The organism is Nocardioides sp. (assembly GCF_035703625.1).
Classification (GTDB): Bacteria; Actinomycetota; Actinomycetes; order Propionibacteriales; family Nocardioidaceae; genus Nocardioides.
The window spans coordinates 1-22,078 of sequence record NZ_DASSXS010000274.1; the positions used below are offsets into that span (position 1 = coordinate 1).

Sequence of the window (22,078 nt, forward strand, 5' to 3'; positions counted from 1 at the left end):
ACCCCGAGTCCGAGATCGCGCGGATCCGGTCCCCGATCGGGACCCCCGATCTCCCCGGGAAGGATCCCGCCGCCATCGCCCTGAGCGTCGCCGCCCAGCTGCTGCGCACCGTCAGCGTCGGCGTGGCCCCGTCATGACCACTCTCTACCGCGCCCGGGTCGTCGACACGCCCGAGGACCCGTTCACCGGCGGCGGGCTGCGCAGTGCCGAGGACGCCGGGCTGGCCGTGACCGACGGGCTGATCGTCGCCCGTGGGGACTTCGCGACGGTCCGCGCCGACCACCCGCAGGCCGACGTCGTGGACCTGCGCGGCGGCGTACTCCTGCCGGGGCTGGTCGACACCCACGTCCACTACCCCCAGGTCCGCGCCATCGGCGCGCTGGGCATGCCGCTGCTCGAGTGGCTCGAGCGGTGCGCGCTCCCCGAGGAGCTCCAGCTCGCCTCGGCCGTCTACGCGCGCGAGGTGGCCGCCGAGTTCGTCTTCGGGCTGGTCTCGGCCGGCACCACCACCTCACTGGTGTTCGGGTCCCACTTCTCGCACGCGGTCGACGCGCTCTTCGCCGAGGCCGCGCGGGTCGGGCTGCGCGTCACCTCCGGGCTGGTGGTCAGCGACCGCGGGCTCCCCGAGCCGTTGCTCACCACCCCCGAGCGTGCCTACGAGGAGGCGATCGCGCTGGCCGGCCGCTGGCACGGGGTCGGGCGGGCGAGGTACGCCGTCACCCCGCGCTTCTCCTACTCCACCGCCGACGAGATGCTCGACGCGTGTGCGTCGGTGACCAAGGACGTCGCCGGCACCTGGTTCACCACCCATGTCAACGAGAACACCGCCGAGGTCGCCGAGGTGGCCCGGCTGTTCGTGGGTGCGCTGCACTACGTCGACACCTACGACCGGCACGGCCTGGTCGGCGAGCGCTCCGTGCTCGCCCACAACGTGCACGCCACCGACCAGGAGCTGTCCGTGCTCGCGGGCCGGGGAGCGGCCGTCGCCCACTGCCCGACCAGCAATTCCGCGCTGGGCAGCGGACTGTTCCCGCTCCGGCGGCACGTCGAGCACGGCGTCCGGGTGGCGCTCGGCTCCGACGTCGGCGCCGGGACGGGGTTCTCCCTGCTCAAGGAGGGGCTGCAGGCCTACTTCATGCAGTCGCTGCTGGGTCCGGAGGGCCTCCCGCTCACCCCCAGCCACCTGCTCCACCTCGCGACCCGGGCCGGAGCGCTGGCCCTCGGGCTCGGCGACGAGGTCGGCGACCTGTCGGTCGGCAAGCAGTTCGACGCCATCTGGGTCCGCCCCCTCGACGACGATCCCCTCGACGTGGGCCTCCGCCACGCGGCCAGCGCCGAGGACGCGGTGGGCAAGATCTTCGCCCTCGGCGGCGACTCCGACCTCGCCGGAGTCTGGGTCGGCGGCGACCGCATCAAGCCTGACCCGCCCTCTCGTTGAGTTGGGGATTCGTGACCGTTGAGTGGGGGATTCCCGACAGGTGAGTTGGGGATTCGTGACCGCGTCTGCACACGAATCCCCTACTCGTGTGACCGGAATCCCCGACTCAACGGGTCAGGGGGCCGACTCGGCGTCCAGGAGGGCGGCGTAGGCGGGAAGGGTGAGGAAGGCGGGGAAGTCCTCGGCGAGGGCAGAGTCGACGAAGAGGTTCCGGGCGACGTCCCAGTGCCCGGCGGCGAACGCGTCGTCGCCCACCTCGGCGCGCAGGGCGTCGTACTCCTCCTCGACGATCCGCTCGACGAGCTCATGGGTGACCGTGTCGCCGGTGTCGAGCGTCGCGCCGTTGTAGATCCACTGCCAGACCTGCGAGCGTGAGATCTCGGCGGTGGCGGCGTCCTCCATCAGGTTGTCGATCGCGGCCGCACCGTTGCCGGCGAGCCACGCCTGGAGGTACTGGATCCCGATCCGCACGTTTCCGCGCAGACCCTTTTCGGTCCGGTCTCCGGGTGTCCGGTCGACCGCCAGCAGGTCGGCTGCGGTCACGTCGACGTCCTCGCGGCGTACGTCGACCTGGTTGGCCCGATCGCCGAGCACCCGGTCGAAGATCTCCTCGCACACCGGCACCAGGTCCGGGTGCGCGACCCAGGATCCGTCGAAGCCGGCCTCGGCCTCACGGAGCTTGTCCTCCCGCACCTTCGCGAACGCGCGCTCGTTGACCTCGGGGTCGCGACGGCTCGGGATGAACGCCGCCATCCCGCCGATGGCGAAAGCCCCGCGCCGGTGGCAGGAACGCACCAGCAGGTCGCTGTAGGCCTTCATCATCGGCGCGTTCATGGTGACCGCGTTGCGGTCGGGGAGGGTGAAGGCCGGACCGGCGTCGCGAAAGTTCTTGATGATGCTGAACAGGTAGTCCCACCGGCCCGCGTTGAGGCCCGCCATGTGGTCGCGCAGCTCGAAGAGGATCTCGTCCATCTCGAACGCCGCCGTGATCGTCTCGATCAGCACCGTCGCCCGGATCGTGCCGTGCGGTACCTCCAGCGCAGCCTGGGCGTGGGTGAAGACGTCGTTCCACAGCCGAGCCTCGAGGTGCGACTCCATCTTGGGCAGGTAGAAGTAGGGGCCGGAGCCGCGGGCGAGCAGCTCGGTCGCGTTGTGGAAGAAGTAGAGCCCGAAGTCGACCAGGCCGGCCGCGACCGGGGACCCGTCGACGGTGAGGTGGGCCTCGTCGAGGTGCCAGCCGCGCGGGCGGGGCACGATCACCGGGACCCGGTCGAGGTCCGCGATCGCGTACTCCTTCCCCTCCGGCGAGGTGAACGCCAGCTCACGGCGTACGGCGTCGCGTAGGTTGACCTGGCCGCCGACGACGTTGTCCCAGTGCGGCGTGTTGGCGTCCTCGAGGTCGGCCAGCCACACCTTCGCGCCCGAGTTGAGGGCGTTGATCGACATCTTCCGGGTGGTGGGGCCGGTGATCTCGACCCGCCGGTCCTGCAGGTCGGCCGGCACGGGCGCCACCGTCCAGTCGCCGGATCGGACGTCGGCGGTGTCGGGGAGGAAGTCGAGGGTGCCGGACTGTGCGATCGCCTGCCGCCGCTCGGCCCGTCGCGCGAGCAGCTCGTCGCGGCGCGTGCCGAACCGTCGATGGAGGTCGGCGACGAGCTCCAGTGCCTCGGCGGTCAGGATCTCCCCGGAGCGGTCGACCGGCGGGCCATGGACCTCGATGTCAGCCATGGCGTCACGGTATCGCCGGAAACCGGATGGCCGCCCGCGACGACGGTGGCTAGCGTGGCCGCCATGTTCACCGACTCCGGCGCGGCACGACTGGCCTACGACGTCGCGGGCCCGGACCGGCCCGTCCACGACCTGCTCCTGCTGCACGCCGGCGTCACCGACCGGCGCAGCTGGCAGCCACTGGTGGACTCGCTCGCCGACCGCCACCGCTGCGTTCGCTACGACGCGCGCGGCTACGGCGAGACGACCTACGAGCCCGAGGTCGGGTGGTCGCCGGTCGAGGACGCCGTCGCGGTCCTCGACGCGGCCGGCGTCGACTCGGCGGTGGTGGTGGCCGGATCGATGGGTGGCGCCGTCGCCCTGGACCTGGCCCTCGCCCACCCCGACCGGGTGCGGGCCCTGGTGCTGATCGGGTCGGCGGTGCGGGGTGCGCCGTACCCGGAGGTCGCCGATCCCGCCACCGCCGACCTGGTGGCCCGGGCGGAGGCCGCGGAGGAGGCCGAGGACTGGGACGAGGTGAACCGTCTCGAGGCCCGGATCTGGCTCGACGGCCCGACGGCCGACGACGGCCGGGTCGACGGTGCGGTCCGCGACCTGTTCCTGGAGATGAACGGCCAAGCCCTCCGGGCCACGGACCCGGGCGACCGCGCGCCGGCCGACGACACCTGGCCGCGACTCGGCGACATCCGGGTGCCGGTGCTCGTCATGGTCGGCAGGCTGGACCTGGAGGACATCCAGGCCGTTGCCGCGGCCCTGGCCGAGGCCCTCGTAGACGCCCGCCTGGTGTGGCTCGACGGAGTGGCCCACCTCCCGCAGCACGAGGGCGATCCGACCACGCTGCGCGAGATCGCCGGCTTCGTCGACGGCCTGCCGGTCGGCTAGCGCCGGCGCGCCGGCACGCCGTACGTCGTCGTGCGCTCGCGGACCGGGCGACCCGCTCCGGCGGCGATCTCGGTGAGCTCGGCGACCGTCCGCGCCGACCCGTGCTCGGAGCCGGCCATCCGGGAGATGGTCTCCTCCATGAGCGTGCCGCCGAGGTCGTTGGCGCCGGCGCGGAGCATGGCCTGCGTGCCCTCGGTGCCGAGCTTGACCCAGCTGGTCTGGATGTTGTCGATCCGGCCGTGCAGCAGGATCCGGGCCATCGCGTGCACGGCCAGGTTGTCGCGCAGGCCGGGCCCGGGCCGGGCGACGCCGGCGAGGTAGATGGGCGAGGAGTGGTGCACGAAGGGCAGCGGCACGAACTCCGTGAAGCCGCCGGTGTCGTCCTGGATCCGGCGCAGCACGCGCAGGTGCTGCACCCAGTGCCGCGGGTTGTCGACGTGGCCGTACATCATCGTGGAGCTCGACCGCAGGCCCACGCGGTGGGCGGTGCTGACCACGTCGATCCACGTCCGGGTCGGCAGCTTGCCCTTGGTCAGCACCCAGCGGACGTCGTCGTCGAGGATCTCGGCGGCGGTGCCGGGGATGGTGTCGAGTCCGGACTCGCGGGCCTTGATCAGGAAGTCCTCGACCGACAGCCCCGTGCGCGAGGCGCCGTTGACGATCTCCATCGGGGAGAACGCGTGGACGTGCATGCCGGGGACGCGGCGCTTCACGGCGGCCGCCAGGTCGAAGTAGGCGGTCCCGGGCAGCTCCGGATCGATGCCCCCCTGCATGCACACCTCGGTCGCCCCGAGCTCCCAGGCCTCCTGGGCCCGGTCGGCCACCTGCTCCAGGGACAGTGAGAACGCGTCGGCGTCGGTGCGCCGCTGGGCGAACGCGCAGAAGCGGCAGCCGACGTAGCAGACGTTGGTGAAGTTGATGTTGCGGTTGACGACGTAGGTGACGTCGTCGCCGACCGTGTCGCGGCGCAGGTCGTCGGCGAGCCGGCACACCTGCTCGAGCAGCTCCCCGTCGGCGGTCATCAGCGTGAGCGCCTGCTCGTCGGTGAGCGCTCCCGGGTCCCGCTCGGCGGCGCGCAAGGCGGATAGTCCCTCACGAACCGGTTGCGAAATCGGCCGTTCGGCAGCCGGTTCGTGAGGGACTATCTCCTCCCGCAGCGCGTCCCAGTCGCCGTAGACGGCGTCGAAGTCGCTGCGGCGGTCCTCGCTGCGGCCGTCGGTGTCGACGGCGGTGTGGAGGTCGGTGCGGCCGTGACCGTCGCCGGCGCGGTCGAAGCCGCCGTCCGGCTCCTGCCAGGGCAGGCCGGCAGGGCGTACGTCGGCCCGGGCGAGACCGTCGTCACCGGCCAGTGCAGCCACGTGGCCGGAGACCCGCGGGTCCAGCCACGGCTCGCCCGCGACGACGTACTCGGGATGGACGGTCAGCCGCGCCCGCAGCTCGAAGCCGCACTCCGAGGTGATCGCCCGCAGCCGGTCGAGCGACGGCCAGGGCCGCTCGGGGTTGACGTGGTCCGGGGTGAGCGGGGAGACGCCACCCCAGTCGTCGACCCCGGCGTCCAGCAGGGACCGGCACTCGGCCAGGTCGACGAGGTTGGGCGGCGCCTGCACCCGCATCCGGGGCCCGAGCACGAGCCGGGTGACCGCGATGGCGGCCCGGAACTCCTCGAGCCCGAGGTCGTCGGTGTGCCGCATCGCCGTCTCCGGCTTGGCCCGGAAGTTCTGGACGATGACCTCCTGCAGCGCCCCGAACCGCCGCGCCGACGCCCGCAGCGCGAAGATCGTCTCGGCGCGCTCGGCCAGGGTCTCGCCGATGCCGACCAGCAGCCCGGTGGTGAACGGCACGGAGAGCCGGCCCGCGTCCTCGAGCACCCGCAGCCGGACCTCGGGGTCCTTGTCCGGCGAGCCGAAGTGGGCCTGGCCCTTCTCCTCGAAGAGTCGCCGCGAGGTGGTCTCCAGCATCATCCCCATCGACGGCGCCACCGGCTTGAGGCGGTTCAGCTCCTCCCACGACATGACGCCGGGGTTGAGGTGGGGCAGCAGGCCGGTCTCCTCCAGGACCCGGATCGCCATCGCGCGGACGTAGGCCAGGGTCGAGTCGTAGCCCTGCTCGTCCAGCCAGGCCCGGGCCTCCGGCCAGCGGTCCTCCGGCCGGTCGCCGAGGGTGAACAGCGCCTCCAGGCAGCCCAGGTCGGCGCCCCGGCGGGCGATGTCGAGGATCTCGTCCGGCGAGAGGTACGGCGCACTCTGCTGACCGTGGGCGCCCCGGGCGAGGTGCCCCGGCGTGGTGACGAACGTGCAGTAGTGGCACCGGTCCCGGCAGAGCCGCGTCACCGGGATGAACACCTTGGGGGAGTAGGTGACGATCCCGGGGCGCCCGGCGGCGCGGAGGCCGGCGTCGCGGACCCGGGCCGCGGCCGCGCAGAGCCGGTCGAGCTGCTCGCCTCGCGCGCCCAGCAGGGCGGTGGCCTCGGTCGGGTCGAGGGCGGCGCCGCGCTCGGCCCGGGCCAGTGCGCGGCGCACCTGCTGGGGAGTCGGCGGCCCATCCACACCGACAGGCTACGGCCCGGGCGGGGCCCGGTCCGTCAGGTGGTCACCGGCACCTGGATGGCCTCGCGTACCTGCTCACACAGGGCGGCGTACGCCGGGTCCCGGCGCGCGTCCTGCACCGGCAGCGTGGCGGGTTCGTCGAGCACGATCCGGCCCGGCCGGGGGCTCATCACGAGGACCCGCGAGCCGAGGAAGACGGCCTCGTCGACGCTGTGCGTGATGAACAGGATGGTCCGGCCGGTGGCCCGCCAGATCTCCAGCAGCTCCTCCTGGAGCCGCTCGCGGGTCAGGGCATCCAGCGCGCCGAAGGGCTCGTCCATGAGCACCAGGTCGGGCTCGTTGGCCAGGACCCGCGCGATCTGGCAGCGCTGCTGCATGCCGCCCGAGAGCTCGTAGGGCCGGTGGTCGGCGAAGTCGGCCAGGCCGACCAGGCGCAGGAACTCGTCGGCGACCGCCCGGCGCTCCCGGGCCGGCACGCCGCGCAGGCGGGGACCCAGCTCGACGTTGCGGCGGACCGAGAGCCACGGGAACAGCGTGGGTTGCTGGAAGACGATGCCCCGGTCCTCGCCGGGTCCGCGGACCGCGCGCCCCTCGACCGAGACGGTGCCCTCGCTGGGCGGCATGAAGCCGGCCAGCAGCCGGAGCAGCGTGGTCTTGCCGCAGCCGGACGGTCCGGCCAGGGTCACGAACTCGCCGGGCTCGATGGTCAGGTCGACGCGGTCCAGCGCCGGGACGGCGGCACCACCCACGGTGAAGTGGTGACGCACGCCCCGGAACTCGACGCGTCGCGCGTGCCGGTCAGCCATCGGCGGCGGCCCGGGCCGGGCCGGGGTCGACGTGGGCGGCGTAGTCGGACTGCGTGCCGACCGCCTCGATCTCGCCCTGGTCGAGCAGGAAGCCCGCGGTCGTGAACAGGTCCTCGGTCAGCTGGCCGCCGAGGTAGTCGGGGCCGGCCTGCTCCTCGGCGGTGAGGAAGGTGAGGCCGCCGAACTGCTTCTCGGCGTCGGCAGGGTCGATGCCGAGCACGACGGCGACGGACTCGGCCGCGGCTGCCGGATCGTCCTTGATCATCCGGACCGCGTAGTCCTGCGCCTTGGTCCACTGGGTCATGAACTCGGGGTTGTCGGCGGCGAACTCCTGGCTGGCGGTGCCGACGTCGAACGTCGGGCGCCCGGCCTCGGCAGTGTCGGCGCTGGAGAGGATCCGCTCGCCGCCGTCCTCGAGGAGCTGGCTCTGGACCGGGTCCCAGACCCAGGCGGCGTCGATCTGGTCGCCCTGCCAGGCGCCGGGCATCTTCTCGGGCTCGAGGTTGATCACCTCGACGTCCTGCGTGGCGTCCAGGCCGGCGTCGGCGAGGGCCTGGAGCAGGGAGTAGTGGGCGGTGGAGCTGAACGGGACGGCGACGGTCTTGCCCTTCAGCCCGGAGATGTCGGTGATGGTGGGGTCCTTGACGACCAGGGACTCGGCGTCGCCGATCACGTCGTGGATCCAGACGACCGAGAGGTCGACGTCCTGCACGACCGGCTCGGAGGAGGCGATGGTGGCCGGCGCCGAGCCCATCAACCCGAGGTCCACCTCGTCCGATCCGTAGTACTTCACGACGTCGCCACCGGAGGAGGCCTGCACCCAGCTGATGTCGGCGTTGGGCATGCACGCCTCCAGCAGGCCGAGGTCCTTGACGACCGCGTCGCCGTTGGGGACCGCCTGCCAGGCGATCCGGGCCTCGGCGGTCACCGACTCGTCGGCCCGCCACGGGCAGTCGGTGTCGGGGGCCGCCGCGGTGCTGCTGCGGCCGGTCTCGACGCAGCCGGTGAGGGACAGGGACAGGGCCGCGGCCGCGAGCGCGGCGGCGGTGCTGGTCGGTCGGGACTTCACGGGGGTGTTCTCCAATCGGGCGCCGGACGGCGCTGTCATGCCTTGCCCCGCCAGGGGACGAGGACCTTTTCGAGGGACTTGAGGCCGAGGTCGAGGAGGATCGCGGCGAGGCCGATGACGACGATGCAGGCGATGACGAGTGCGCTCTGGAGCTGCTCGCCGGCCAGATAGGCCAGGCCGCCGATGCCGGGGATGCCGTTGGCGATCTCCGCGGCGACCACCGTGGTCCAGGCGAAGCCGGTGGCCACCCGGATGCCGGTGAGGATCTCGGGCAGGGTGGCGGGCAGGACGACCGCGGTCAGGGTCTGCCGCCGCGACGCGCCCAGCGAGAGGACGGCGTTGACCTGGTCCTCGCGCACTCCGCGGACGCCGCTGATCGTCGACATGGCGATCGGCGGGAACGCGGCCAGGAACAACAGCCAGATCTTGGAGGTGTCGCCGATGCCGAACCACACGATGAGCAGGCCGATGTAGGCGAGAGGGGGCAGCGAGCGCAGGAAGCTGAGGTAGGGCTCGAGCAGGGTGCCGAGCCAGGTGGTGCCCATGAGCAGGCCCAGCGGGATGCCGACGGCGACCGCCGCGCCCACGCCGATGGCGATCCGCTGGAGGCTCGCGACCAGGTGCTCCCACAGGTAGTAGTTCTGCTCACCGCGCACGATGCGGTCCGATCCGGGGGCGATCGGGTGGTCGCTGTTGGCGCGCACGAACGCGTCCCACACCGCGCCGGGGGACGGCAGGTACAGCGGTCGCACCAGCCCGGCCCGGGTGACCAGCCACCAGACCACGAGCAGCGCGGCCACGGAGGCGAGGTGCAGGCCGAGGCGGCGCACGCGCTGGGGGCCCAAAGGGCCGGCGCGGCGCGGCGAAGGGGCCGGCTCCTGGTCTGACCGGATGCGGTCGGACTGGGGCCGCGCAGGGGCGGTGGTCTGTGTCATGGACGGACACCTCCGGTCCGGTCGCGGTCAGGGTCTGCACCCCGGAGGTGCCCCACCATGTAAACATAGTGAAGTAGTCGACTTTAAACCGGGGGTCGACATCCTGGCGCGCCGTTACGACGAACGCCCTTCCTCACCGGGAGGAAGGGCGTTCGTTGTGCGGCTGCGGGTCAGGCGTTGACCCGCTCGTGCTCCGGCTCGGGATCCGGGTCGGCGGACGGCGACGACCGGTCGAGCCGGCTCGGCCACCAGATCTTGCCGCCGAGGTCGAGGTTGAGCGCGGTGACCAGGACCGAGCGAACGATCAACGTGTCCAGCAGCACCCCGAGCGCGACCGCCACCCCGAGCTCGGCCAGGAAGACCAGGGGGATGGAGCCGAGCACCAGGAACGTCGCCGCGAGGACCAGCCCGGCCGAGGTGATCACGCCACCGGTCGACCTCAGGGCGATGAGCGACCCCTCGCGGGTGCCATGGTCCATCGTCTCCTCGCGCACCCGGGTCATCAGGAAGATGTTGTAGTCGATGCCGAGGGCGACCAGGAACACGAAGGCGAACAGAGGGAATCCGGGATCGGAGCCCGCGAACCCGAAGACGTACTCGAACAGCAGCGCCGAGATGCCCAGCGCAGCCCCGAAGGAGAGCACGACGGTGCCCATCAGCAGGAGCGGCGCCACCAGCGCCCGGAGCAGTCCGACCAGGATCAGGAACACGACGAGCAGGACGAGTGGGATGATCAGCTTGCTGTCCCGGTCGGAGGCGAGCTTGGTGTCGAGGTAGAACGCCGACCCGCCACCGACCAGCGCGTCGGCACCCTCCACGCCGTGCGCGGCGTCGCGAGACGACTCGACGATGTCGAACGCCGCGGTGGAGGAGATGTCCTCGGTGATGGGCGCTTCGAAGTAGCTGCGCTCGTCGCTCACCGGCCGGGGCTCGGTGAACCGGCCGAGTCCGTCGACGTCGGAGAGCGCGGCCTGCACGGTCTTGATCTCGCCGGTGTCGGTCACCACCTGCACGGTGTTGGAGTTGTCGGCCAGGTCGTGGGCCTCGAGCGCCTTCTGGCCCTTGATGGAGTCGAACTCCTTGGTGTAGGTGTCCTCCGTCGAGAGCCCGGAGGCGTCGAGCTTGAACAGGCCGAGGCAGGCCAGCAGCAGCAGGCCGGTGGTGACGATCCAGACCTGGCGTGGGCGCGGCTTGATCGCGTTTCCGACCCTCGCCCAGATGCCGCTGTTGGTCGGCTCCCGGCTGCCGAAGTCGGGCCGGCTGTGCACCTTGAACCACCGCTCGATCGCCACCTGGAGCAGGACGAGCACGCCGATGAAGGCCGAGAAGACACCGAGACCCGTCAGCATCCCGCCGAGGACTCCGGGCCCCCCGTCCACGCGGGTGAGCACGGTTCCGAGGGCGACGGCAGCGATGCCGCCGGCGACCTGGCCCGCACCGGTCTTCACCCAGGTGCGGCGGCCCTCACGGCGGGGACCGAAGACCCACCGGCCGCAGACCACCAGCAGGGCTGGCAGCAGCGTCACCATCACCAGGAGGGTGACCCCGATGCCGACGGCGTTGACCGGCCCCAGGCCCGCCGTGGAGTTGAGCTCGGCGAAGGACAGGCAGAGCATGCCGACGGCGACGGTCGCGGCGCTCGCCACGATCGCGGGGGCGGCGCGGTGCAGGGCGAACGCCATGGCCTCGTGCCGGTCCTCGTGGCGGCGGAGCTCCTCGCGGTAGCGGGCCACGAGCAGGAGTGCGTAGTCGGTGCCGGCGCCGATCACCAGGATGCCGAGGATCGACTGGCTCTGGCCGTTGACGGTGAGGTCGGCGTACCTGGCCAGCAGGTAGACCACGCCCGTCGAGATGACGTAGGCGACGATCACGCTGAAGATCGGGAGGATCCAGAGGTAGGCACTGCGGTAGGTGATCAGCAGCAGCACGATCACCACCCCGAGGGTGATCAGGATCAGGTTGGTGTCGATGCCCTCGAACGCCTCCGCGGAGTCGGCCGCCTGCCCGCCGAATCCGGCCAGGTGGACCTCGACGCCCTCGATCTGCGCGATGTCGCGGATCTCGTCGGCAGCGGGCGGGATGTCGTTCCAGCCGTTGCTGCCGAAGTTGAAGGTCAGGTAGAGGTAGGCCACCTCGCCGTCGTCGGACACCAGCTGCGGCACGGGCTGGCCCTGCGCCGTCAGCGCCTTGGCGGCGTTGGGGGAGAGCACGCCGGCCTCGGTGACCCCGTCGATCTCGCCGATCTCCTCGGCCTGCTCGTCCATGGCCGCGAAGTCGGCCTGGGTCAACCCGGAGGAGCGGTCGTAGACCACGAGCGTGGGAATGTCGTTGGGGTTGACCGTGGAGGAGAGCTCCTCGAGCACCTTGGTCGACTCGGCCGAGGCGGGCAGCCAGCTGGAGGCCTCGTTCTCCTGGACGGACGTGAGCTGGGAGGAGAAGTAGCCCATCCCGACCGCGACCAGCAGGGAGAACGCGACGACGAACCACTTGGTGACGGGGCCGGTCAGCTTGCCGGCGATCTGACGATGCATGGGAAGAACTCCATCACGAGGCGGGGACAGTCGGCATCAGGGTTTCCACCCATCTGACCGGTGCCTACCCCGAAATTAATCGCCGGCGCCCGCCGCCGCTGGAGTTCGCCCAGGTTAGGTGTACAAGCGGTCCAGCACGTCGGCGTACTTCGTGTTCACCACGCGTCGCTTCAGCTTCAGGGTCGGGGTGAGCTCCTCGGACTCGGCGGTCCACTCGACCGGCAGCAGCTCGAACGCCTTGATCTGCTCGGGCCGCGAGAGCCGTTCGTTGGCCTTGTCGACGGCGTCCTGGGCCATGGCCCGGATCTCGGGCTTCGCGGCCAGGTCGGCGAGGTCGGTGAAGCCGACGCCGATCTTCTCGGCCACCACCGGGGCGATCTCGCCGTCGAGGGTGAGTACGGCGACGACGTACGGCCGGTTGTCGCCGACGGCCATCGCGTGGCCGATGATCGGGGACTCCTTGAGGTAGTTCTCGATGTTCGACGGCGCGACGTTCTTGCCGCTGGAGGTGATGATCAGCTCCTTCTTGCGGTCCACCACCGCGATGAAGCCGTCCTCGTCCACCGTCCCGATGTCGCCGCTGTGCACCCAACCGTCCTCGTCGATGAGCGCGCGGGTGGCGTCGTCCTGCTTGTAGTAGCCGGGGGTGTTGACCGGTCCCCGGATCAGGATCTCGCCGTCGTCGGCGAGGGTGACCTCCATGCCCGGCGTGGCCCGCCCGACCGTGCCGAGCTTGAAGCCGTCGGGGCCGCACGCGGTCACCGCGCCACAGGTCTCGGTCATCCCGTAGACGTCGTACACCTTCAGGCCCAGGCCGGCCATGAACTTCGCGACCTCCAGCGGCATCGGCGCCGCGGCGGAGGCGGCCCAGGTCACCTGGTCGAGACCCAGCAGCAGCTTGAGGAAGCCGAGGATCGCCTCGTCGGCCTTGCGGTAGGCCTCCTCGATCTCCGGGGTCATGGTGCCGCCGGTCTCCTGGGCCTGCACCCAGGCGAGGCCGGCGGCCATGGAGTCGTGGACCAGCTTGACGTTGTCGGGGTTGTCGTCGGCGGCGAGCCTGGCCGACAGGCCGGTCTTGATCTTCTCCCACACTCGGGGGACCCCGAAGAACGCAGTCGGGTGCACCTCGCCCAGGGCGCCGAGGAGCTCGGCGGGGTCACCGATGGCGTGGATGTGGCTGCCCTGGAGCTGCGGGATGTAGATGCCGAGCGTGCGCTCGGCGATGTGGGCGAACGGCAGGTAGCTGATCGCGCGCTGCGGGCCCTCGAGCCCGGCCGCGGCGATCGTGCTGACCCCCTCGTAGAGCACGTTGTGGTGGGTGAGCACCACGCCCTTGGGGTTCCCGGTGGTGCCCGACGTGTAGAGGATCGTCGCCGGCGACTCCGGGTTCAGTGCCCGGGGCCGTGCCGCGACCTCGTCGTCGTGGTCCCGGCGGTAGGTCGCCCCGCTGGCCAGCAGGTCGTCCCAGGTGGTGAAGAGGTCCCCCTCGGGAGCGTCCCCGGCGTTGATCACCACCACCTTGCGCAGGCTGGCCGACTCCTCGATCGCCTTCTGCCAGCGGGACAGGTGGTCGGCGTTCTCGAGGAACGCGACGGTGGGCTCGGCGTGGCCCGCGACGTAGGCGACCTGCTCGTTGGACAGCGTGTTGTAGATCGACATCGGCGTGGCCGCCGCGTGCACGGCGCCGATGTCGGCGAGGACGTGCTCGATCCGGTTGGTGGCCATGATCGCGATCGTGTCGCCGGGCTGCACACCGAGCTCGACGAGCCCCGCTGCGACGTCCATCGCCCGGTCCCTGGTCTCCGTCCAGGTGAGGGTGCGCCAGGACTCGCCCTCTGCGACCGCGTGCTTGTCGGAGTACGCCGGCTCGCCGGCGTACCTCTCCACCGTCCCGGCGAGGGCGTCGACCAGGGTCTGCCCGGCGATCTGCTGCTCGATCTCGGCGCGCTTGGCGAGTACGTCGGTGGTCATCGGTCGCTCCTCCGCTGGCGGGTGTCACCGCGATCTTGGTGGAACTGGCCGCATTCGGCTAGGTGGTGGGGGTCGTCGGTTTCCCCCGCGGGCCGGGGAAACCTGCACATCTCAGCCGTTGCAACGCCCGAGAAGTGCAGGGATCCGCTGAGGAGTGAGGCGGATGTGGCCGGTGTGCTCAGAACCCGAGCATCCGCCCGATGATCTCCTTCTGGACCTCGGTGGTGCCGCCGTAGATCGTCTGGATCCGACTGTCGACGAAGGCCCGGGCGACGGGATACTCCATCATGTAGCCGTAGCCACCGAAGAGCTGGACGGCCTGGTCCACGGTCTTCTTCTGCAGCTCGGTCGTCCACCACTTGGCCATCGAGGCGAGCGCCGTGTCGACCTCCCCGGCGTTCAGCTTCAACACGCAGTCGTTGACGAACACCCGGGCGATGTGGACCTCGGTGGCCATCTCGGCCAGCAGGAACCGGTTGTGCTGGAACTTGCCGATCGGCCGCCCGAAGGCCTCGCGCTCCTTCGCGTAGTCGAGGCAGAGCTGGAGGACGTGCTCGCAGGCGGCCACGGCGATGGCGGCGATCGAGACCCGCTCCTGGGGCAGGTTGTTCATCAGCGAGATGAAGCCGGATCCCTCCTCGCCGAGCAGGTTCGACTTCGGCACCTGCACGTTGTCGAAGAAGAGCTCGGCGGTGTCCTGCGCCTTGAGGCCGACCTTCTCCAGGTTGCGCCCTCGCTCGAAGCCCTCCATGCCACGCTCGACCACCAGCAGGCTGATGCCCTGGTGGCCGGCCTCGGGGTTGGTCCGCGCGACCACGATGACCAGGTCGGACATGATGCCGTTGCTGATGAACGTCTTGGACCCGTTCAGCACGTAGTGGTCGCCCTTGTCGACCGCGCTGGTCCGGATCCCCTGCAGGTCGCTGCCGGCGCCGGGCTCGGTCATGGCGATCGCCGAGATCAGCTCGCCGCTGACCACGCCGGGCAGCCAGCGACGCTTCTGCTCGTCGGTGCCCAGCGAGCTGAGGTAGGGGACGATCACGTCGGTGTGCACGGGGAAGCCGAGCCCGCTCGCGCCGACCCGGCTGATCTCCTCCGCGACCACCATGTTGTAGCGGAAGTCCTTCACCCCGGCGCCGCCGTACTCCTCGTCGACGTCGAAGCAGAGCAGGCCCTGCGCCCCGGCCCTGGTCCACACCTCGCGGCTGACCTGGCCGTCCTTCTCCCACTGGTCGTGGTGGGGGACCACCTCGCGCTCCAGGAACTCCCGGACCGTTGCGCGGAAGTCCTCGTGCTCCTGGGTGTAGATCGACGGCTTCGCCGGCATCAGGAGACCCATTCCTTGACCTGCGCGATGGTCGCCGCAGGGTCCTCGGTGGCGGGCGTGAGCTGCAGGTTGGTGACCCCGGCCTCCTGGAAGGCCGCGATCCGCTCCTTGACGTAGGACTCGGGGCCGACCAGATTGCCGGCCTCGAGCCACTCCAGCGGCACCTTCGCCTCGGCGTCACGCTTGTGGCCGTCGAGGTAGAGGTCCTGGATCTCCTTGGCCTCCTTCTCGAAGCCGTACTGGCAGGCCAGGTCGTTGTAGAAGTTCTTGCCCCGGGCGCCCATGCCGCCGACATAGAGGGCGTACGTCGGCCGGGCGAAGTCGAGCAGCGCCTTGGTCTCGGGTCCCTCGCCGATCGCGACCATGCCGCCCGCGGAGACCTCGAGGGGACCGAGCCCCTCCTGCCGCTTCGCGGTCCCCTTGGCGAGGGCATCGCCCCAGACCTGGTCGGCCTTCTCGGGGACGAAGAGGAACGGCAGCCAGCCGTCGGCGTACTCCGCCGCCCCTTCGACCGACTTGGGTCCGAGTGCGGCGATGAACAGCGGTACGGCAGACCGCTCCGGCTTGTTGAGCAGCTTCAGGGGCTTGCCGAGGCCGAGGCCCTGGTCGGCGGGAAGGGGGAGCTTGTAGAGCCCGTCGCTGGTCAGCGCCTCGCGGCGCATGCCGCGGCGCAGGATGTCGACGATCTCCCGGGTGCGGGTCACCGGCTTGTCGTAGGGGACGCCGTGGAAGCCCTCGATCACCTGCGGCCCGGAGGCGCCGAGGCCGATCACGGCCCGGCCGCCGGAGACGTTGTCGAGCCCGGCGGCGGTCTGCAGCAGCGCGCCGGGGGTGCGGGAGTAGATGTTCAGGATGGCCGCGCCGATCTCGACCGTCTCGGTCTTCGCGGCGAGGTAGCCCATGAGGGTGGGGGCGTCGAAGCCGTAGGGCTCGGCCACCCAGATCGTGTCCAGACCCGCCTTCTCCAGGGCCGCGAGCTGGTCGGCGGTCTCGCGCGGGTTGCCCGCGTACATCAGTGGCATCGAGAGCTTCACGTGGTCCTCCGGTGCGGGTTCGGCTGGCTGCCCCAACTGTGACAGGATCACTGTCACGGTAGCAGGATGACCGGGTGGCGAGACACGAGGAGACCACGGTGGAGAACACGTACCGGATCGCAGTCATGGGCGGCACCGGACCGCAGGGCAAGGGCCTCGGCTACCGCTTCGCGAAGCACGGCCACGCGGTCGTGCTCGGGTCCCGGGCCGCCGAGAAGGCGCAGGCCGCCGCCGACGAGGTCAACGCCCGGCTGGACGGCGGCGGTGTCACCGGCGCGGCCAACGCCGACGCGTGCGCCGAGGCGGACGTCGTACTGCTCGCGGTGCCGTACGACGGCCACGACGAGCTCGTCGCCTCCCTCCCGCTCGCGGGCAAGACGGTCATCTCGTGCGTGAACCCGCTCGCCTTCGACAAGCAGGGTCCCCACGGCCGGGTGATCGACGGCGGCGAGGGCTCGGCCGCCGAGTCGGCCCAGCGGATCGCTCCCGACGCGACGGTCGTCGGTGCGTTCCACCACGTGTCCGCGAAGAACCTGTGGGCGGAGGAGGAGTTCCTCGACCACGAGGACGTCCTCGTGTGCGGCGACTCCGCCGAGGGCAAGGCGGTGGTCGTGGAGCTGGCCCGCTGCGTCACCGGACGCGCCGGCATCGACGCCGGCAGGCTGCGGCTCGCCCGCCAGCTCGAGCCGCTCACCGCCGTGCTGATCTCCATCAACAAGGCGTACAAGACCCAGTCGGGGATCCGCATCTCCGGCGTCTGAAGCGCCTTCGGCCCTGGTGCGGTTGACCCGGTGCACCCCCTGCACCGGATCAACCGCCGCTCAGCGGTGGCCGTTCCAGGAGTCCCACAGCGCGGCGTAGGACCCGCCGGTGGACACCAGCTCGTCGTGCGAGCCGAACTCCGAGATCACACCGTCCTCGACCACGGCGACGCGGTCGGCGTCGTGGGCGGAGAACAGCCGGTGTGCGATGGCGATCACGGTCCGCCCGTGCAGCACGGCCGCCAGCGAGCGCTCCAGGTGGCGTGCGGCCCGCGGGTCGATCAGCGAGGTCGCCTCGTCGAGGACCAGCGTGTGTGGGTCGGCCAGCACCAGTCGGGCCAGCGCGATCTGCTGCGCCTGCGCCGCGGTCAGCGCCCGGCCGCCCGACCCCACCATCGTGTCGAGCCCTGAGGGCAGCAGATCCACCCACTCGAGCGCGTCGACCGCGTCGAGGGCGGCCCGGATCTCCTCGTCACCGGCGCCCGGGGGTGCGGCGAGGGCGAGGTTCTCGCGCAGCGTGCCCACGAAGACGTGGTGCTCCTGGGTCACCAGCGCGACGTGGCCGCGCAGGTCGCCGAGCGGCAGCTCGACCAGGCCCACTCCGCCGACGGTGACCGCGCCGGTGCGCGGGGGATGGATCCCGGCCAGCAGCCGGCCCAGGGTCGACTTGCCGGCTCCCGACGGCCCCACCATCGCGATCCGCTCGCCGACCCCGACGTCGAGGTCGACCCCGTGCAGCACGTCGCGCCCGTCGACGTAGGAGAACCGCACGTCGGTGGCGTCGAGCTTCTCGTCCAGCGGCTGGGCGCCGGTGACCTCCCGGTCGTCGGGCACCTGCGCCACACCGAGCAGCCTGGCCAGCGAGGCGGCCCCCATCTGCAGCTCGTCGAGGATCGAGACGATCCGGTCCACCGGGTCGATCAGCATCTGGACGTAGAGCGTCGCGGCGGTGACGTCGCCCAGCGACACCGACCCCTGGGTGTAGAGCCAGCCGCCGAACAGCAGCGTCAGCACCGTCGGGATCAGGTAGGCGATCTCCATGTTGGGGAAGAACACGGTGCGCAGGAAGAGCGTGTACTTCTCGGCGTCGTAGGACTCCTTGATGTCCTCGTCGATCTGCGCGACCCGCTGGTCGCCGATCCCGAGCGCCTCGACCGTGCGGGCGCCCTCGACGGTCTCGGTCAGGGTCGCGTTGATCACGGAGTACGACGCGCTCTCGCGGAGGTAGCCGTCCTTGGCGCGGGCGAGGTACCAGCGCAGCCCGATCACCAGCGGCGGCACGCCCAGCAGGCACGGCAGCGCGACCCACCAGCCGACGGACAGCGCGGCGGCGAACGTCAGCACCGCCGAGACCACAGCGATCGTCCACTCGGGCAGGGCCCAGCGCACCGACCAGCCGAGCTGGTCGACGTCCCGGCTGGTGCGGGTCAGCAGGTCACCCGACCCGGCCGACTCGACGACCCCCACCGGCAGTGCCAGGGCGTTGCCGACGAAGTCCTCGCGGAGCTCGGCCAGCACCTGCTCGCCGAGCACCTGGCTTGCGTAGCGGGCGAACCGGGTGAGCACCGTCTGGACGAGCAGGAACCCGGCCAGGACCAGGATGATCCTGTCCACGTGACCGACGGTGGTTCCGGCGGCCACGGCCTCGACCAGGTCGCCGAGCAGCCTCGGCGCGGCTAGCGCCGCGAGGGCGGCACCGACGTGCAGCGCCAGCGCACCCCACAGCAACCGGGGGTGCCGGCGGGCGATCCGGGTGGCGTAGCGGCGCACCGAGCGCCCGTCGGCGACGGGGAGCATCGTGTTCATCGCAGGGCCCCCTCTCGCTGGTCGAGACCCACCTCGCGGGTCACCACGGCGCGGTACGCCGGCTCGCGGTCGAGGAGGTCGGCGTGGGTGCCCACCGCCGCCACGCGACCGCCCCGCAGGAACGCGACCTCGTCCACCGCGTCGAGCATCAGCGGGCTGCTCGAGGTGACCACGGTGGTGCGACCGGCCCGCTGGGCGCGCAGCCGCGACGCGATCCGCGCCTCGGTGTGGGCGTCGACGGCGGAGGTCGGCTCGACCAGGACCAGGATCTCGGGGTCGCTGGTGAGGGCCCGGGCGAGGATCAGCCGCTGCCGCTGGCCGCCGGAGAAGGTCCGGCCGCGTTCGGCGACGATCGTGTCGAGGCCGTCGTCGATGGCGTCGAAGATGTCGTCGGCCGACGCCGTGTCGAGAGCCCGCTCGAGGCCGCCACGGCCGCGTACGTCGAGGCCGTCGCCGAGGCGGCCGGAGAAGAAGGTCGCACCCGTGTCGGAGACCACGATCCGCTCGCGCACCTCCGCGCGCGACAGCGTCGAGAGCGGTACGCCGCCCAGCCGGACGTCGTCGTCCACGACCGCGGCGCACAACCCGAGCCGGTCGGCCAGGGCCGCGGTCTCGTCGGGCTGGTCGGCCACCACCGCGGTCAGCAGGCCGGCACGCACGTGCAGCCCGGTGCGCACGTCGTGCAGGTCCGAGCCGACCGGCGGCGACGGGGCGAGCAGCTCGGGGTCGGTGTGGTCGGGGGTGAGCTCCATGACCCGGCAGACCCGCTGTGCGGCCACCCGTCCCCGGATCAGCTTGTTGGCGTACTCGGTCGCCGTCCGGAGCGGGATCATCAGGAACGCGGAGTAGCCGTAGAACGCCACCAGCTCGCCGGCCGTGATGTCTCCGGCGACCGCTGAGCGCGCCCCCAGCCACACGACCAGCACCACGAAGACGCCCGGGAGGAAGACCTGCAGGGCGTCGAGCACCGACTGGAGCCGCGCGACGTCGACGCCGGCCCGGCGGGTGGTCTGCGACTCGCGGCGGTAGCGGTCGTGGAAGACCTGCTCGCCGCCGATCCCGCGCAGCACCCGCAGCCCGCTCACGATGTCGCTGGCGGTGTTGGACAGCTCGCCCATGAGGTGGCGCTGGTGGGCGCTACGTCGCTGGAGGGGGCTCAGGATCGGGCCGATCAGCAGCGTCAGGGCGGGCACGCCGAGCAGCACCACCAGGCCGAGTGTCATGGACGTGCTCAGCAGGATCACCGACACCAGCAGGAACGACACGATCGCGCCCGCGAACCGGGCGGTCACGTCCATGACGTTGCCGATGTGGGACAGGTCGTTGGTGCCGATGGCGACGACCTCGCCGGTCGAGACCTTGCGGGGCAGGGTGCCGCCGAGGTGCACCGCCTGGCGGCCGACCAGCTGGACCGTGCGGTAGGCCGAGGTCAGCCAGTTGGTCACCGCAAAGCGGTGGCGCATGATCCCGGCCACGGCCTGGACGAGGCCGATGGCGAACAGCAGCCCGGCCCACTTGAGCAGCTCGGCGGCGTCCTTGTCGGCGACGCCGAGGTCGATCGCCCGGCCGAGGACGAACGGCATCACGGCCTGGGTGCTCATCCAGATGATGCCGAAGACCATGCCCAGCAGCAGGGTGTGCCACTGCCCCTTCGCCAGCCACCACAGGTAGCGGCCCGGCGACCGGTGGTCGGCGGTTCCCGGGTGGTCGAGGGGGAGTTTGCGCACCCGTCCAACGGTACGGACCAGTGCCGACAGCGGCGACCGATTTTCGGTCGGCCGAGCTCAGTCCTTCGGGCCGACCAGCTTCAGCGGGAGGGCGACCAGCAGGCCGGCGAGGACCACGGCCACTGCGGCTCCCGTCACGAGCGCCGTCGTACGGTCCAGGACCACGTCGAAGATGAGCACCACGATGCCGGTCACCAGCAGCGCCAGCAGCGTCAGGCCGACGCCCACGAGCCTGTGCGCGGTCTTGACCAGGCGTTCCTTGACGTGCTCGCCGGAGATCCGCCGGTGCACCGCGACCGGCGTGATCACGACCGCGGTGGTGAGGGCGGCGACCACCACGAGGACCAGGAACAGGGTCTGCTGGAAGCTGTCGAGGCTGGGGAACTTCGTCGTGAACGGCAGGGTGAGCAGGAAGCCCGCGGTCAGCTGCGCCCCGGTCTGCATGACCCGCAGCTCCTGCAGCAGGTCGCCCCACTTGCGGTCGAGCTTCTCGTCCTGGGTCTCGTTCCTGTCATCGGCCACGATGCACATGGTGCACCACCCGGGAGGGTTGGGTGCCGAAATGGCCAAGCGCCAACCAGGGGGCGCCAACCAGGGGGCGCCAACCAGGGGGCGCCCACGAGGGGCGCCCACCAGGGGTGCCTACCGGGGCGGCGGTGGGGTCGCGCGGGCGTGTCCGTGCCCACCACGCTCGAAGAGCGGCGAGCTGTGGTGGGGAGAGCCGTCGGAGGCCAGCGCGGCCGGGAGATTGACCACGAGGGGGAACGCGACCAGGGCAGCGATCCCGATGGCGATGTCACGACTGGTGACCGACATGGTGACCCTCCAGTGGGCTGCGGTGTCACTGCAAGCATGGAGGCGCCGGGGGTCGTGGACTCGTCGGTGGGGTGGCGGCCAGGTGAACGTCAGCCGGCCAGGCCGTCCACGACCTCGGCGCCCGGGAGCTCCGCGAGCAGGTGGCCTCCGACGAGCAGCTTGGAGCGACGTACGCCGGAGCCGATGATCGCCACGTCCATCTCCGGCACCCGCGCGTCGACGAGGATCCGCCATCCGGGAGGCAGCCCCAGCGGCGTGATCCCGCCGTACTCCATCCCCGACTCCTCGACCGCCCGCTCCATCGACAGGAACGACGCCTTGCGCACGTCGAGCGTCCGCTTGACCAGGTTGTTGACGTCGGCCCGGGTGTCCGCGCGTACGACGCACGCGGCGACCCGCTCCTCCCCGGCACGCCGGCCGGCCACCACGACGCAGTTGGCCCCGGTCTCCATCGACAGCGAGTAGGCCTCGCTCATGGCCGCGGTGTCGGCGAGGGCGGGGTCGATCTCGACGACGGCGACCTGGTCCCCGGCGGGCCAGTCCGCCAGGGCGGTCGCCACCCGGGGCGAGACGAGCTCGGGGTGCTCGCGTGCGGCGAGGGAGTGGAGACCGTCGATCTGGGGGAGGGACATGTGTTCCATCATCGCCATCCGACCTTCACCTGCCGGGCGACCCCCCGTCACCTGGCTCCGCTTCCGTCG

At 71.4% G+C, this 22,078-nt stretch carries 17 protein-coding genes; 3 read left to right on the forward strand and 14 right to left on the reverse strand.

Annotation, left to right across the window (positions count from 1 at the left end):
* Positions 1–133: 133 nt before the first annotated feature.
* Positions 134–1,438, forward strand: coding sequence for a guanine deaminase (locus tag VFN12_RS14145; RefSeq protein WP_325119368.1), 1,305 nt, complete (start codon positions 134–136; stop codon positions 1,436–1,438).
* Positions 1,439–1,552: 114 nt separating this feature from the next.
* Here VFN12_RS14145 and aceB read toward each other — a convergent pair whose 3' ends face one another.
* Complete coding sequence (aceB, locus tag VFN12_RS14150; RefSeq protein WP_325119369.1) at positions 1,553–3,166, reverse strand: malate synthase A; 1,614 nt, start codon at positions 3,164–3,166, stop codon at positions 1,553–1,555.
* Between the two features lie 63 nt (positions 3,167–3,229).
* Between aceB and VFN12_RS14155 the strand changes: the two genes are divergently transcribed.
* Positions 3,230–4,048, forward strand: a complete 819-nt coding sequence (locus VFN12_RS14155) for an alpha/beta hydrolase (protein WP_325119370.1) — start codon at positions 3,230–3,232, stop codon at positions 4,046–4,048.
* Here the strand turns inward: VFN12_RS14155 and VFN12_RS14160 are convergent.
* The 8 genes from VFN12_RS14160 to VFN12_RS14195 form a co-directional block, all read right to left on the reverse strand.
* Complete coding sequence (locus VFN12_RS14160) at positions 4,045–6,594, reverse strand: bifunctional FO biosynthesis protein CofGH (RefSeq protein ID WP_325119371.1); 2,550 nt, start codon at positions 6,592–6,594, stop codon at positions 4,045–4,047. The genes VFN12_RS14155 and VFN12_RS14160 overlap by 4 nt on opposite strands.
* 35 nt (positions 6,595–6,629) lie before the next feature.
* Positions 6,630–7,400 carry an ABC transporter ATP-binding protein gene (locus VFN12_RS14165; RefSeq protein ID WP_325119372.1) on the reverse strand — a complete coding sequence of 257 codons (771 nt, stop codon included), beginning with the start codon at positions 7,398–7,400 and terminating at the stop codon, positions 6,630–6,632.
* Positions 7,393–8,469, reverse strand: coding sequence for an ABC transporter substrate-binding protein (locus VFN12_RS14170; protein ID WP_325119373.1), 1,077 nt, complete (start codon positions 8,467–8,469; stop codon positions 7,393–7,395). Before VFN12_RS14170 ends, VFN12_RS14165 begins: the two co-directional genes overlap by 8 nt.
* A gap of 35 nt (positions 8,470–8,504) precedes the next feature.
* A complete protein-coding gene (locus VFN12_RS14175) occupies positions 8,505–9,404 on the reverse strand; it encodes an ABC transporter permease (RefSeq protein ID WP_325119374.1) in 900 nt (299 codons plus the stop codon).
* 170 nt (positions 9,405–9,574) lie between these two features.
* Positions 9,575–11,935 carry an MMPL family transporter gene (locus tag VFN12_RS14180; RefSeq protein WP_325119375.1) on the reverse strand — a complete coding sequence of 787 codons (2,361 nt, stop codon included), beginning with the start codon at positions 11,933–11,935 and terminating at the stop codon, positions 9,575–9,577.
* 114 nt (positions 11,936–12,049) lie between these two features.
* Positions 12,050–13,906 (reverse strand): AMP-dependent synthetase/ligase, encoded by a 1,857-nt coding sequence (locus VFN12_RS14185; RefSeq protein ID WP_325119376.1) that lies wholly within the window; start codon positions 13,904–13,906, stop codon positions 12,050–12,052.
* A gap of 178 nt (positions 13,907–14,084) precedes the next feature.
* Positions 14,085–15,233: an acyl-CoA dehydrogenase family protein gene (locus tag VFN12_RS14190; protein WP_325119377.1), complete on the reverse strand. Its 1,149-nt coding sequence runs from the start codon at positions 15,231–15,233 to the stop codon at positions 14,085–14,087.
* Positions 15,233–16,267 carry an LLM class F420-dependent oxidoreductase gene (locus tag VFN12_RS14195; RefSeq protein WP_325119378.1) on the reverse strand — a complete coding sequence of 345 codons (1,035 nt, stop codon included), beginning with the start codon at positions 16,265–16,267 and terminating at the stop codon, positions 15,233–15,235. The genes VFN12_RS14190 and VFN12_RS14195 overlap by 1 nt, the downstream gene beginning before the upstream one ends.
* Before the next feature lie 74 nt (positions 16,268–16,341).
* Between VFN12_RS14195 and npdG the strand changes: the two genes are divergently transcribed.
* On the forward strand, positions 16,342–17,028 hold the full coding sequence (npdG, locus tag VFN12_RS14200) for an NADPH-dependent F420 reductase (protein WP_325119379.1): 687 nt from the start codon (positions 16,342–16,344) through the stop codon (positions 17,026–17,028).
* Between the two features lie 60 nt (positions 17,029–17,088).
* On the opposite strand, the gene VFN12_RS14205 is transcribed toward npdG, so the two are convergent.
* The 5 genes from VFN12_RS14205 to VFN12_RS14225 all read right to left on the reverse strand — a co-directional run bounded on the left by VFN12_RS14205 (position 17,089) and on the right by VFN12_RS14225 (position 22,018).
* Complete coding sequence (locus tag VFN12_RS14205; RefSeq protein WP_325119381.1) at positions 17,089–18,834, reverse strand: ABC transporter ATP-binding protein; 1,746 nt, start codon at positions 18,832–18,834, stop codon at positions 17,089–17,091.
* Positions 18,831–20,561 (reverse strand): ABC transporter ATP-binding protein, encoded by a 1,731-nt coding sequence (locus tag VFN12_RS14210; RefSeq protein WP_325119382.1) that lies wholly within the window; start codon positions 20,559–20,561, stop codon positions 18,831–18,833. Before VFN12_RS14210 ends, VFN12_RS14205 begins: the two co-directional genes overlap by 4 nt.
* A 57-nt stretch (positions 20,562–20,618) precedes the next feature.
* Positions 20,619–21,083 (reverse strand): DUF6328 family protein, encoded by a 465-nt coding sequence (locus VFN12_RS14215; protein WP_325119383.1) that lies wholly within the window; start codon positions 21,081–21,083, stop codon positions 20,619–20,621.
* 120 nt (positions 21,084–21,203) lie between these two features.
* Positions 21,204–21,377 carry a hypothetical protein gene (locus tag VFN12_RS14220; RefSeq protein WP_325119384.1) on the reverse strand — a complete coding sequence of 58 codons (174 nt, stop codon included), beginning with the start codon at positions 21,375–21,377 and terminating at the stop codon, positions 21,204–21,206.
* Between the two features lie 89 nt (positions 21,378–21,466).
* Positions 21,467–22,018: a YbaK/EbsC family protein gene (locus VFN12_RS14225; protein ID WP_414690051.1), complete on the reverse strand. Its 552-nt coding sequence runs from the start codon at positions 22,016–22,018 to the stop codon at positions 21,467–21,469.
* Positions 22,019–22,078 lie beyond the last annotated feature (60 nt).